At 60.8% G+C, this 13,402-nt stretch carries 12 protein-coding genes; 6 read left to right on the plus strand and 6 right to left on the minus strand.

Annotated elements, in window-relative coordinates; translation table 11 throughout:
• The first annotated feature begins 76 nt into the window (after positions 1–76).
• Together HX805_RS18550 and HX805_RS18555 are read left to right on the plus strand one after the other, a co-directional pair.
• Complete coding sequence (locus HX805_RS18550; protein WP_177117159.1) at positions 77–1,246, plus strand: hypothetical protein; 1,170 nt, start codon at positions 77–79, stop codon at positions 1,244–1,246.
• Between the two features lie 171 nt (positions 1,247–1,417).
• Positions 1,418–1,942 carry an SET domain-containing protein-lysine N-methyltransferase gene (locus HX805_RS18555; protein WP_087693800.1) on the plus strand — a complete coding sequence of 175 codons (525 nt, stop codon included), beginning with the start codon at positions 1,418–1,420 and terminating at the stop codon, positions 1,940–1,942.
• Here HX805_RS18555 and can read toward each other — a convergent pair.
• Positions 1,939–2,583: a carbonate dehydratase gene (gene can / locus HX805_RS18560; RefSeq protein WP_003214385.1), complete on the minus strand. Its 645-nt coding sequence runs from the start codon at positions 2,581–2,583 to the stop codon at positions 1,939–1,941. The two genes, HX805_RS18555 and can, sit on opposite strands and share 4 nt — an antisense overlap.
• A 150-nt stretch (positions 2,584–2,733) precedes the next feature.
• On the opposite strand from can, the gene HX805_RS18565 reads away from it, so the two are divergent.
• Positions 2,734–3,138 (plus strand): hypothetical protein, encoded by a 405-nt coding sequence (locus HX805_RS18565; RefSeq protein WP_003214383.1) that lies wholly within the window; start codon positions 2,734–2,736, stop codon positions 3,136–3,138.
• A 120-nt stretch (positions 3,139–3,258) separates the two neighbouring features.
• Here HX805_RS18565 and rimI read toward each other — a convergent pair whose 3' ends face one another.
• Positions 3,259–3,711 (minus strand): ribosomal protein S18-alanine N-acetyltransferase, encoded by a 453-nt coding sequence (gene rimI, locus HX805_RS18570; RefSeq protein WP_003214382.1) that lies wholly within the window; start codon positions 3,709–3,711, stop codon positions 3,259–3,261.
• Entirely contained in the window at positions 3,704–4,441 is a 738-nt protein-coding gene (locus HX805_RS18575; protein WP_003214379.1) for a hypothetical protein, read from the minus strand. Before HX805_RS18575 ends, rimI begins: the two co-directional genes overlap by 8 nt.
• Positions 4,442–4,647: 206 nt before the next feature.
• On the opposite strand from HX805_RS18575, the gene mksB reads away from it, so the two are divergent.
• Genes mksB through mksF form a run of 3 tightly spaced genes read left to right on the plus strand, consistent with a single transcriptional unit; the run spans position 4,648 to position 9,459 of the window.
• Positions 4,648–5,925, plus strand: coding sequence for an Mks condensin complex protein MksB (mksB, locus tag HX805_RS18580; protein ID WP_003214377.1), 1,278 nt, complete (start codon positions 4,648–4,650; stop codon positions 5,923–5,925).
• Entirely contained in the window at positions 5,915–6,622 is a 708-nt protein-coding gene (gene mksE / locus HX805_RS18585; protein ID WP_003214375.1) for an Mks condensin complex protein MksE, read from the plus strand. Before mksB ends, mksE begins: the two co-directional genes overlap by 11 nt.
• A complete protein-coding gene (gene mksF, locus HX805_RS18590) occupies positions 6,619–9,459 on the plus strand; it encodes an Mks condensin complex protein MksF (RefSeq protein WP_177117160.1) in 2,841 nt (946 codons plus the stop codon). Before mksE ends, mksF begins: the two co-directional genes overlap by 4 nt.
• A 170-nt stretch (positions 9,460–9,629) precedes the next feature.
• Here the strand turns inward: mksF and HX805_RS18595 are convergent, their stop codons facing one another.
• Genes HX805_RS18595 through HX805_RS18605 form a run of 3 tightly spaced genes read right to left on the minus strand, consistent with a single transcriptional unit; the run spans position 9,630 to position 13,195 of the window.
• A complete protein-coding gene (locus HX805_RS18595; RefSeq protein ID WP_003214369.1) occupies positions 9,630–11,933 on the minus strand; it encodes a PqiB family protein in 2,304 nt (767 codons plus the stop codon).
• Positions 11,926–12,549 (minus strand): paraquat-inducible protein A, encoded by a 624-nt coding sequence (locus HX805_RS18600; RefSeq protein ID WP_003214366.1) that lies wholly within the window; start codon positions 12,547–12,549, stop codon positions 11,926–11,928. Before HX805_RS18600 ends, HX805_RS18595 begins: the two co-directional genes overlap by 8 nt.
• Positions 12,536–13,195, minus strand: coding sequence for a paraquat-inducible protein A (locus HX805_RS18605; RefSeq protein WP_177022667.1), 660 nt, complete (start codon positions 13,193–13,195; stop codon positions 12,536–12,538). Before HX805_RS18605 ends, HX805_RS18600 begins: the two co-directional genes overlap by 14 nt.
• Positions 13,196–13,402: the final 207 nt, after the last annotated feature.

A 13,402-nucleotide genomic window follows, 5' to 3' on the forward strand; every position in this document is an offset into this window, starting at 1 on the left:
TTCCCGGTCAACCGCTACTGTGTGAGGGTGGGCATTCACCCCGCGCAGACGGGCTTTCGCTGACAGGGAACCATCCATGTTCAAACTCACCAGGTTGTCCTTCACCCTGGCCGCACTGACCTTGAGTGCGGTCGTACAGGCTGACATCACCGTACCGCTGGGTAACCCGCAACGGGTCACCCAGTTGTTCGCGTACCCAAACAATTGCAGCGTCATCTGTTTTCGTCCCTGGACGCTGGAACAGACCGTCGAGCACTACCTGAACCAGAGCCTGCAACGCGACGGTTACAGCCGGGGCAAAGTCAGCGTCAAAACCGAGCATGACCAGGTGCTGGCCACGTTCAGCGGTGTGCCAGACGGTTATGGCCAGCCGTTGACCACCTTGCTCGATACCGCCGACCTGGCTTACCAGGGCGCCAGCAAACTCAATGGTGATGGCAAATGGCAGTTCAACTGGTACCTGTTCCTGCCGCTGGGCATGGCCCTGGAAAACCGCAAGAGCATCGAGCTGCTGCACTTCCCGCCGGATTATTCCCTGACCCACTTCCAGGACTACCTGGAGTCGGCCACCACCGACCGCTGGGCGACCTTGCTCACGGCCAACGGCATCCCGGCGACCCAGACGCCGGAATACCAGACCATCATCGACATCGCCCCGATCGCCGCCCCTGCCACGGCGGGCAAGGACCTGGAAGGTGTGTACGGTTACTTCACCGACTATCAGACCCGGATGGTCAAGGAGCTGAGCCAGCACGCGGGCGGCGCGTTGCCGATGGTGGCCTTCGGCGCGCCGGTGCGCAGCTGGATCAAGCAGCAATACGGGCAAACCGTTGCCGTACTGGGCCTGGCGCAAATCAGCCCGGCCGTCGGGAGCCAGGTCGCCGTACTGGGTGCCAATCACCCGAGCTACATCTGGTATGCCGCCAACCCCGACACCTACGACGGTGACGAGCAAAAGGCCGACGAGGCCGGTTTGAAGGTGATGGGCCAGGACTTGAGCGCCGCCTGCTGGCAGGCCTCGATGGGCCAGAAGCCCGCCAGCGATCCGAATGTGCAGCTCAAAGGCTGCATGAACACCTGGCAGGTAACGCGCAAGGAGCAGACCTGCGAACTGTTCTACACCTCTATCCGCGAGCTGACGCCCGATCAAGCGAACGCCAAGTGTGCCCAGCCGGCGATCAAAACCCAGCTGAGGCAATTGAAAAGCGCAGTGCCAGAACCGGCGATTGAAGCACCGGCGCTCTGAAGCAGGCTGCAAGAAGGGCGTTTTCCTACATAAAAGATAGCCAATTTCTACTGTCAGATTTGACAGTAGAAATTGGTTCCCACTTAAGCGAGTCTTGAGCCGCGCCCATCCGCTGCAAGACTGGCAGTCAAGACACCACCGGCAGGTCGATGCAGCCCCTCCTGGAGAGTCATGAAAACTCAAGCCATGGACAAGGCTAAAACCGCTGTGAGCAAGTGTCTTTACCCGTTCGCGACCGCCCTCGCCGAACACGGCTACCCCCGCGCTCGCGACTATGAAGTGGTGCGTACCCGAGACGGTTCAGGCGACGGAATCAAGACCCGCGTCGCCTTTGACAGCCGTATGTGCATAGCCAGGGTGTCCGGCTACGCATTGAATGAGCGGCGCCTGCATACGGTGCAGATGTCCTCGCGTATCCACTTGTACGACCCGTGGTTCAGCGGCCTGCTTTCGCACTCGTGCAACCCGAACGCGTTTCTCGACATGACGTACCTGGAACTGTGGTCCGTTCAACCCATTCCCGCTGGCGCCCTGCTGACCATGGATTACGCCCACACCGAGGACGTATTGTTCCGACAGTTTCGCTGCCAGTGCGGCGAGCTCAACTGTCGGGGCTGGATCACCGGCATGAAGGAGCCGTTGAATCCCGAGGGTCAGCAATTCATGGAGCAGTGGCGCGAACGCAAAAGCCCTTAGACCGCACCCAGCGGGCGCAGGCGGTATTGCGGCGGCAGTTGCTCGAAGCCACTGATGGTGGTGTTCAGGCTTTTCCAGCGGCCGTCCTTGATCCCGTAAATGCAGCCATGAACCGACAGGCTCTGCCCGCGGTGCCAAGCGTTCTGCACGATGCTGGTGTGGCCGACGTTGGCCACCTGCTGGATCACGTTCAGTTCGCACAGGCGGTCTACGCGTTCCTCTTCCGTGGGCAACTGGGCCAGTACGTCGCGGTTTTCGTAGTACAGGTCACGGATGGTGCGCAGCCAGCCGTCGATCAGGCCCAACTGGTTGTCCTGCATCGAGGCGCGTACGCCACCGCAGCCATAGTGGCCGGTCACCAGGATGTGTTTGACCTTGAGCACGTCGACTGCGTACTGGATCACCGACAGGCAATTGAGGTCGGTGTGCAATACCACGTTGGCCACGTTGCGGTGCACAAACAGGTCGCCAGGCAGCATGCCGACGATCTCGTTGGCCGGTACCCGGGCGTCGGAACAGCCGATCCACAGGTATTCCGGGGTTTGCTGGCGGGCGAGCTTGGCGAAGAATTCGGGATCTTCCTGTTTGATCGCATCCGCCCAGCGTTCGTTGTTATCAAGCAAGTCTTGTAGTTCGTTCATCAGGGAAAGCCTCAGGAATGATGCGCAGTTTTGACACTCGACCGCCCGTCCGGGTCACGCCAGCAATAAAGATAGCCGGCGGCAATTTCTTGAATCTTGGGGAGCCATGCCTGTCCACACACTATAAGCCCCACAGTATGAGGAATCGCCATGACTGAATCACGACGTCCCTACGGCGCTACACAGCCGGAACCGATTGATGACAACGAAGATCGCATGGGCGAAATGCGCGAGCTGGATTTTGACAAGGAGGAGCCGACTGCGGAAATCGGCGACGAAATTCCGCCTCGGGAGCGTGAGCACCTGATGCCCGACGAACGGGTGCGCGAAGCCGGGATGACCGGTGCTTCCACTGACGATCATGACTCAACCGATGATGACATGAGCCCGGAAACGCTGATCCATGAGGATGGCGCGCGGGATGCGCAGGAAGCAGGTGAAGACCATCCGGCGGATTACGATTTGAGTATCGTCGATGAAGACGAGATCGGCGGCGGCAATGGCCTGGATGAGGCCGAGTTGGCCGATATCGATCCAGTAGACGGCAACCGCTGACACCCTGCCGAACTGAATGTGGGAGCGGGCTTGCTCGCGAAGGCGGTGTGTCAGTCATTACATCTGGCGACTGGACCATCGCCTTCGCGAGCAAGCCCGCTCCCACATTGGGCCCTGTGTTTAGTCGACCAGGGTGCAGGCCATCACGACCGCATCTTCGCGGCCACCGACGGCGGGGTAATAATCCCGCCGACGGCCAATTTCGTTGAAACCATAACGCTCGTACAGCCGGAACGCGCCGGTGTTGCTGTCGCGCACTTCCAGGAAACATTCCCGCGCCTTGGCCTCGTAGGCCCGGGACATCAGGTGCTCCAGCAAGCTCAAGCCCAGGCCACGGCCCTGGTTTTCCGGCTTGACGGTGATGTTCAGCAAATGCGCTTCATCGAGGATGATCTGCACCACCCCGTGACCCACCTGCTGCTCACCTTCGAACATCAGCCAGATTTGGTATTTGCCCAGCCCGTCGAGAAAAATCCCGCGGGTCCAGGGGTGGCTGAACGCTGCGTATTCGATCTTCAGTACAGCGTCGAGGTCCGCCTCGGTCATCGGGCGGAAGGATAAAGCTTCACTCATCGGTACTTTTCCAGCGCGCCATCAGCCGGCGCATGGCTTGCCAGACATCAGCCTTACGCTGTGGCTCTTCCATTAATAGTTCCAGGCCCGGCAGGGCCCAGACGGAGCCCAGGCCTTCGACCTGCAGTTCGCGGTACCAGGCCTCGGCATTCGCTTCGCCGGCAAAACGCACGGCGGGCAGGCCGATCAGCCACAGGCACACGCAGGGTTCGTCTTCCAGGCGCGCCGAGACAAAACCTTGCACAAAATCCCGTGCAGCTTCCGGGCCCTGGTCCATGGTGCCCCGGGCCAGCAGCGGCCAGCGCACCGGCTCGCCAACGATTTGCGGACTGTCGGGCAGGCCGGCGGCGCGCAACATGTCCTTGAGCAGCAGATAGGCCGGGTCGCGGGCCTGGAAGCGCTCGCCTGTGGGTAACTCCACCAGCAGCAGGCAACGCCCGGCCCGCAGCAGTTGCAGGGCAAAGCGTGGCGGCGGTACGACCGGAGCCTTGACCACGGCAGGCGCCTCTTCGGCGACGACCGGCTTCGCCACCGGCGACGGGCGCGGCACTTCGACCTTTGGCCGGACCACCGGGGTTTCTGCCACGGGCTTGACCAGCGGCACCGGAGCAGCCGCCTCCTCACCCGAAGGCTCGAAAGCCTCGAACGGTTCCGGGGCCTCCAACAGCTCGGGCCGCGAAGGGGCGGCGAACGGTAATTCAGTGCGCGGCAGCCAGTTGACCACCTGCATGGCGGTCAAGTAAGCGCGACGTCGGGACTCGATAAGCAAAGGTCGGCCACTTGTGGATAACTAAAGAACAGGGATTCTACCGCCCTTCGACGAAGATCGCCCGCAGTTGATCGTTCCGGTGAGCGCCTCACGACCGGCTGTGGATAAATCCCACCCCCGATGCAGTACAATCGCTGCTTTTAATCGCTAACCAGCCGGCCATTCCGATGATCGAACCCAAGCGCGTCTTGCGCGCCCTCGCCGAACACTGGGCCCTGCTTGAGCCACTGTGCGAACACTTCGACCAAGGCACCCTGAGCCTCAGCGAACTGCGCGCCCAGCTGGCCGCCCAACAACTGGACAGCACGCCACAGGACATCACCAGCCTGCTGGACGTGTGGATTCGCCTGGATATCCTGGTGCCTGTCGCCAAGAGCCCGAACCGTTTCGAGCTCAACGCACAGATCCACGACTTCCTGGCGTATCTTCGCAAGGAGCACCGGCTAGGCCTGTGCCTGGAAATCGAAGCCTACCTGCGCCACCTTGAGCGCCTGGCGGGTTATATCCAGGACGCCTTCGACATCCGCGACGGCCATGACCTGGCGCGCCAATTGCGCCTGCTGGACATGCGCGTGCGCGACGTGCTGAAAAAACTCGCCAACGACGAACAGGCCCTCGCTGCCGTGGCCGATCGCGCCAAGACCAGCGACCGGCAGATCCCGTTGCGCCAGCGCTACGCCGAAGTACTGGCGACCTGGGACGAATACGTCGAGCCGATGATTCAACTGGTGAACGCCGACGGCGCCTTCGAACAAGGCGTGCGCAAGGTGGAAAACGTACTGTTGCGCATGCTCACCGAGCAGCAGCGCCTCGGCCACCTGGTGGACGACGACATGCTGCTGCGCACCCACGCGCGCATCCTCGAAATGCAGACCAGCGCCCAACTGACCTTGCGTCACGCCCGGGAACTGCTGCTGCCGTTGCGGGAAGAAGCGCGCCGGCACAACGCCGTGACCCGGGGCGCGGCGCTGGCCTTGTCGGCGATTCGCCGCAAGGGCCTGGACGCGGTGCCGCAAGCGGCGATGCCGATGTTCACCCGGCCGCAAAGCACCTTTCTCGGCAGTGCCAGCCAGGTCGAAGCCTACGTGTACGCCCTGGCCAACTTCGAACCGAAGCCGGCGCGTTTCCCCAAGGCGCATAAATCCCACAAGGGCGAAGCCCCTCGCGCACCGCGCACGGTCAAGGAAATGCTCGAGCGCTGTGAAGACGCGCTGCCGATGCCGGACCTGATGACCTGGCTGCTGGAGCAGGAACCGGACGGCGCAACCGACGAGTTGCTGTACTGGTTCTCACGCCTGTCGCGGGAAAAACGCTTCAAGCGTGAACGTCTGGAACGACGGGATTACCACACTCACGAGCACCAGGTCAGCCTGCGCTCATTCGCCCTGCTTCCAGCCAGTATTGATACGGCCGGGAATTCTGCGAGCACCCCTCATGCATCTTGATCTATCCGAACTGTCCCAGCTGGCGCCGATCTTTCGCGAGCTGTTCAAGGGTTACCACGTCAGCCGCCGCGACCCGGAGCTGTACGCCCAACTGTCGAACTTCCAGGACCAGTACCGCACGTTGTTCAAGGCCCTGGGCTTTGAGTTGGTGTGCGACACGCGAGGTTTCTACTACTTCGTGCCGGACTCGGCCGTGGCCGCCGCGCAGGTCAACAAGACCGCCCAGCGCCTGGCGTTGTTCACCTTCATCATCGTCGAGCACCTGGCCGACCAGGGCCGCGACCCGATCGCCGTGCTCGACGGTGGCAGCCTGGGCCGTGACGAACTGCCGTCGTTGCTGGAAAAGTACCGCGACCTGTTTATCCAGGCCGAAGTGCAGACCGTCGAGGAACTGGAAGAAAAAATCATGCGCCGCATGACCCAGCTGGGTTTTGCCGGTGAAGAGAACGGCATCTACCGCTTCCTGCCGCCGATGCACCGCTTCCTCGATGTGTGCCTCTCGGTCCAGCAAGACCGCGACCTGGCCGCGAGCATCCACAGCGTATTGCCGTTGCCGGCCCCGGTGATCATCGACGAAGACAGCGATGAAAAACTGCTGAAGACCGATGACCCGCTGGACTTGAGTGACTTTGCAGAAGAAAGCGAAGAAGACGCCCTGGCCCGCGCCATTGCCGAAGAACAGGAGACCGACGCATGAGCAAGGAACGCTACGGCATTCGCCGCTTCGCCCTTTTGAACACCGCCGGTTACAGCCTGGGTTTGTTCCCGCTGGAAGAACCGCTGTCGGTGTACGGCGCGAACAACCTCGGCAAATCGGCGTCGATCAACGCCTTGCAGTTCCCGATTCTGGCGCGCATGTCGGACATGAGTTTCGGCAAGTACACCCTGGAGCAATCCCGGCGTTTCTACTTTGCCACCGACACCAGCTACATCCTCGTGGAAGTCTCGCTTCCCCATGGCCCGCACGTGATCGGCGTGGTCGGTCGCGGCCCGGGCGGTGGTTTCGGTCACCAGTTCTTTGCCTACGCCGGCAAGCTGGACCTGGCGCACTACCAGAAGAACGACACCTGCCTGCGCCAGAAAGAGCTGTTCACCAACCTTGAGCGCGAAGGCCTGAAAGCCTATGAGCTCAAGCCCGATGAGCTGCGGCGTTTGCTGGTGGGCGGCCATACGTCGATCCCGCTGGACCTGACCCTGATTCCGCTGCGCTCCACCAGCGAGCAGAGCCTGAAGACCTTCCGCGCGCTGTTTATCAATTTGCTGCACATGCGGGAAATCACCGCGGCCAAGTTGAAGCAGCTGTTTCTGGATGCGTTCGAACACAGCCTGCGTTCCGGCAGTGTCGATTACATCGCGGCGTGCGAAGAAGCCTTCCGCGATGTACGACGCATGGAGCAGGACTACAACTCGCTGGTGGCTGCCGGCCCTCTGGTAGAAGCCTTGGCCAACGGCGTGAAGCAGCGGGACATTCTGCGGGGCAAACTGCATCGCCTGTCACCGCTGCTGGATTCGTTGCTGGGCACCTGGTCGGACTACGCCAGTGCGCGCAAGGAAGAACTGACGATCCAGGCCGAGCATTACCGCAACGAGCAGGATTCGCTGCAGAACGACCAGCGCGGCGGCACTCAGGAGCTGATGCGCCTGGAGCGGGAAATCAGCGGGATTCAGCGCTGGCTGGGTGAGCTGTCAGTGCTCAAGCACCGCTTCGCGCTGGTGGATGACGTCAAGGTGCTGGAGCAGCAACTGCTGGCCGCCAAGGATGCTCACGATGAACTGGCCGGGGCCTTGGCGCAGTCGCGTCAGTTCAGCGCCGAGGATCTGGACGAACGTCTGCGGGACCTGGAAAAACGCCTGAAGTCGGTGAAGCAGCAACTCGATCACGCCGACAACAACAGCTACGCCAAGCTGCGGGAAGAATTCTCGCAGCAGGATGTCGAGCGTCTGATGCGCCTGTTCAACAGTTCGCTGTTCAGCTTGCCGCTGGGTGAGCATGGCATCACGCTGGACGAGGACGGCCTGTGGGTGAAATCCCTGGAGCAGATCCTTGATGGCTTCAAGGGCGAGCGTTTTGAAGTGCCGGGGCTGGCCATCGACATCTCGCACATCGAGCCACCGGCGTTGCAGGCACTGGCTGACCGCGCCGCGTTGCGCGACCAGAAAGAGCGTCTGGAAAAAGAACTCAAGCAACTGAAAACCCAGCAAGCCGTGGCGGCCGACCGCGCGGCGAGCAAGACCCAGACTGAAGTGCTGTACCAACAGGTACTGGACGCGCAGAAGGCGCTGGAAGATTTCCGCCGTGCACAAACCCTGAGCGCCGAGGAAGGCGAAAAGCTGGAAAGCCTGGCGCAGATGGAAGCGGCCCAGGACGAATTGAAACGCTCCAGCGATGCGTTTACCGAGCGCGTCCAGCAACTGTCGGCCAAGCTGCAATTGGTAGGCCGGCAGATTGGTGATATGGAAGCCAAGCAGCGCACCCTGGATGACGCGTTGCGTCGTCGTCAGTTGCTGCCGGCAGACTTGCCGTTTGGTACGCCGTTCATGGACCCGGTCGACGACTCCATGGACAACCTGCTGCCGCTGCTCAATGACTACCAGGACAGCTGGCAAGGCCTGCTGCGCGCTGATGGCCAGATCGACGCGCTGTACGCACAGGTGCGCCTCAAGGGCGTGGCCAAGTTCGACAGTGAAGACGATATGGAGCGCCGCCTGCATCTGTTGATCAACGCTTATGCGCACCGTACCGATGAAGCGCTGACCCTGGGCAAGGCCCGGCGGGCGGCGGTCACGGATATCGCGCGAACCTTGCGCAATATCCGCAGCGACTACGACAGCCTTGAGCACCAGTTGGCGTTGTTCAACCGTGAGATCAACAAGCGCCAGGTGTCCAACCTGCAGAGCTTCCGCATCGTGCTCGCGCCGAACAAGGAAGCCCTCAAGCATATCGACCAGATCATCCACAGTGCCGGCCAGTATGAAGAAGGCGAAACCCTGTCGGTGTTCGATCTGAGCCAGAGCGCCGAGCAAGACAACAAGAACGAGGAAGCCAAGGAATACCTGGCGCGCCTGGTTGCGGCCAACCATAACCAGTTGGGCCTCAAGGACTTGTTCGAACTGGCGTTCGAGATCACCAAGGTCAACGGCCAGCCGATCATTCACACCGACATCGATGGCGCCGCCTCCAACGGCACCACCATGACCATCAAGGCGCTGACCAACATGTATTTGTTGCTGCACTTGATGGACCGCGACCAGGCCGGTCGTGTGCGCCTGCCGTACTACCTCGATGAAGCCGCGGACATCGATGAGAAGAACCAGGCGGCATTGCTGGAGACCAGCTTGCAACTGGGCTTCGTGCCGATTCTGGCGAGTGTGAAGCCGCAGGTTTCCGCCCAGGTGGCAATCGACCTGGAAGGCGGCAGCGGGCCGAACGGGATCTACATTGATGAGGCGGACTGGAAGTACATCCGTCGTCACGATGTGGTGAAGGCAACGGTGAATGTGCAGGCGGATGAGCCGGAGCTGGATGAGGTTTAATCAGTTGCGCTGAAATGCAAAAAGGCCGCGATCTTCTGGATCGCGGCCTTTTTTATGTGTTCTTGAGGGTCTCTTCGCGAGCAAGCCCGCTCCCACATTCAATCGGGTTCCTTCAATGGGAACTGGGTCAAATGTGGGAGCGGGCTTGCTCGCGAAGGCCGCGCCTCGGTCTATTTGCCGAGTGGGATTTTAGGCGCCCAGGTCAGCCATTCATCTTCAAATTTGTCGAACAGCGGGAAGGTCTGCTGGGGCCGTGCAGCGTTGCCCATACGCTCGCCGTCCGGCGTGGCAAAGGCGATGCCGCCGGCGACCAGGGTCTCCAGGGACTCCGTGCGAACAGTCGCGCCCTTGAACAAGCCGAAGTCGAGCCCGAAGCCGCTGGTGTTCCAGAACCGGCTGCCACTGCGCACCAGAGGCGCGTACTTGGGCTCGATCAGGATGTGAACCAGCACACGGTCGGCGGTCTGGCCCAGCTCGTAGCCGGTAACTTTGCCTACGGTGACTTCGCGGTAAGTGACCGGAACGCCTTCCTTCAACGAGCCACGGCGTGCGGCGCTGAGTACCAGGCTCAGGCCCTCCTCCTGATGAACGGCTTCTGGCGGCTTGTCCAGCGCGACGAAACTCTTCTGTGGGCCGATGCTTTTGGTCGCTGGCTGTACTTCGATGTACTGGCCGGTCACCAGGGTTTCCAGGTTCGACGTTTTCATCAGGCCCAGTTCAGGCTTGACCACCCAGAACTGACTGCCGGCCCGTGCGATGCGGTCGGCCACCTGGGTGATACGCGCGCTGAGCAGCACCGATTGCATGTCGGCGCTCAGGTCGACACTTTCGATCTTGCCTACGTCCAGGCCCTTGAAGCGCACTGGCGTACCCGGGCGCAGGCCATCGGCGCGGTCGACCTTGATGGTCACCAACGTACCGTGCTGGTTGGCGGCTTCGCGATCCGGGAACAGACGGAAACGCGGGATGCGCTTTTTCAGCGGCACATTCGGCTCCGGGGTTTCGAAGGCGATACCGCCCGCCATCAGGCTGGCCAGGGATTCGCTTTTCACCTGGATGCCGCCGGTAAGCCCACCGGTCAGGGTCACGCCGCTGGCATTCCAGAAACGGGTCGAGCCATTGACCAGGCCTTCGTATTCTTTCTCGATATGGACGCCGATCACCAGTTGCTTGTTCTTGCGGGAGAACTGGTAGCTCTGCACGGAACCGACCTTGACCTGCTTGTAGAGGATCGGGCTGCCGACATCCAGGGAACCGAGGTTGTCGGTGAAGAGCACCATGTGCAGGCCGGGGGAACGCAGGTCCAGTGGCGGCGCCTTGGCCCGGGCGACGTACTCCCGTTGTGGCGCGGTGCCCTTGTCGCCGGGACGGATGGCGATGTAGTTACCTTTGACCAACGCTTCCAGCCCGGTGATGCCGGCCAGTGAGATGGACGGCTTGACTACCCAGAATTGGGTGTCCTGGACGAGGTAGTCTTCGGCCAGTGGATCGAGGGTCAGTTCGGCATTGGCACTGGAAAGATCCGGGTCGATCTTCAGAGTCTTCAAGCTACCGACCTGGATGCCTTTGTACATCACCGGCGTGCGACCCGCCTGGAGACCTTCGAAGTCGGTGAGTTTGACTTTGACCTTGATACCTGCGGCGGCTGCATCAAAGTCTTCGTACAGGCGGAACGGCAGGCTCGGGTCCGTCGGTGGGCTGTCCTTGCGGTTCTCCGGCGTGGCGAAGGCGATACCGCCGGCAACGATGCTGGCCAGGGATTCACTGCGGACTTTTACGCCGGAAAGGTTGGCGTCGATGCTGATGCCGCTGGCGTTCCAGAAACGCGTGTGTTTGCGCACCAGGCTGGCGTAGGTCGGCTCGATGTAGACCTTGATTTCAACGGTGGTCTGGTCTTCGGAGAGCAGGTAGCTTTTGACCTGGCCGACCTGGATCTGCTTGTAGAACACCGGGCTGCCACGGTTCAGCGAGCCGAGGCGATCAGCTTTGATCGTCAGGTGCAGGCCGGGCTTGGCGTCGGATAAAGGCGGTTCTTCGGACAGGGCCTTGAACTTGCGCGTCGGCTCACCATCGCCTGGGCTGGCGGCGATGTAGTTACCCGAGACCAGGGTTTCCAGGCCGGTGATCCCGGCCAGGCTGACACTTGGCTTTACCAGCCAGAAGCGGGTGTTGGTCTTGAGGTATTGCTCCACATCCTTGTTCATCTCGATGGTGGCGATCACCCCGCGATTGTTACCTTCGTCATCCAGGGCCAGGGTTTTCACCTTACCTACGGACATGCCTTTGTAGACCACTTCGGTCTTGTTGGCCTGGATGCCTTCGCCGCTTTCAAAGCGTACCTGAATCTCGATACCTTGCTGGTTGTACGCACGCCATCCCAACCAGCCACCGATGATCAGGGCAATCAGGGGCAGCACCCAAATGGCCGACCAGTTGGAAGCTGGGCGGGTTTTAGCCTTAGGCAAATCACTCATGGTCGTCGTCCGACTCCGTGTTATCCCAAATCAGTCGGGGATCAAAAGTTACTGCGGCAAGCATCGTCAAGATCACCACACTGGCGAACGCCACGGCACCGAGATTGGCCTCGACACTGGCAAGTCGCCCAAAGTTTACGACCGCCACCAGGATGGCAATCACGAAGATATCCAGCATGGACCAACGGCCAATGAACTCGATAAAGCGGTACATGATAATGCGTTGTTGCGCGGAAAGTGGCTGGTGACGCTGCACCGAGAACAGTAACAAGCCGATGCCCACCAGCTTGAAGGTGGGCACCAGAATGCTGGCGATGAACACTACAGCGGCGATCGGGAACATGCCGTGCTGCATCAACTGGATCACGCCGGACATGATGGTGCTCGGATCGCCTTGGCCCAGGGAGCTTACGGTCATGATCGGCAACAAATTGGCCGGGATGTACAAGATGGCTGCCGTGATCAGCAGCGCCCAGGTGCGCGTCAGGCTGTTCGGACGACGGGCGTGGACCAGCGCGCCGCAACGGGTGCAGGTTTGCTCGTCGGTGTCCGGGTCTTGTTTGTTTAGTTCGTGGCATTCGGTACAGATCAGAATGCCCGCATCAATCGCCCGCATGAGCATCCTCTCCTGACAGCGCTTCCCAGATCTGGTGAGGTGACATCACCACCTCCAACAATATCTGGACCATTAACAGACTGACGAAGCAGGCCAGACCGAGCCCTACGGTGATAGTGGCCATGTCAGCCAGCTTTACGATCGCCACCAGCACGCCCATCAGATAGACCTCGAGCATCCCCCAGTCTTTCAGATGATGGTAGATGCGATAAAACAGCAGACCGTAGCTACGGCCGATGTTCCAGCGGATGCTCAGCAATACCGCCAGTTGGCACAGGAGCTTGAGCAATGGAATGCCCATGCTGCAGAGGAACACCACCACGGCGACGCCTTGCATACCGGTGTCGAACAGACCGACCACGCCGGTCCACACGGTGTCCTGCGAGGACTGCCCGAGTAGATTGAGCTGCATGATGGGTAAAAAGTTCGCGGGGACGTACAACAGCAGCGCGGCAATCACTAACGCCAGGCTTCGTTCAACGACGTTGTGGCGGTGAGCGTACAGCTCGTAGCCGCAGCGTGGGCATTGGGCCTTTTCACCGCGGGCAAGCTCCGGCTTGCGCATCAACAAGTCGCACTCATGGCATGCCACGAGTTCGTCCAGCGGTAAGTCTGACGCCTCAAGGGCATCAACCGGATCGGGCATATAGGGCTCGGACTCTAAAAAAGATTAGGTGCCTATTCTAGTGTTCTGGTTCAGAAATAACTGTGCAAATTTGTCGGGAGATTCAGTAGCGTTTGTGTGCGCGAGGGGGGGATTGGGACGAGGGGATTTAGACCAATGCGTGGCATCAGGTAACCCGCGTTACCGTTGGAGTTTTTCGCCAGCAAGCTCGCCATACTTTCCGACCGC

This window comes from Pseudomonas sp. G5001 (genome assembly GCF_013385475.1).
Classification (GTDB): domain Bacteria; phylum Pseudomonadota; class Gammaproteobacteria; order Pseudomonadales; family Pseudomonadaceae; genus Aquipseudomonas.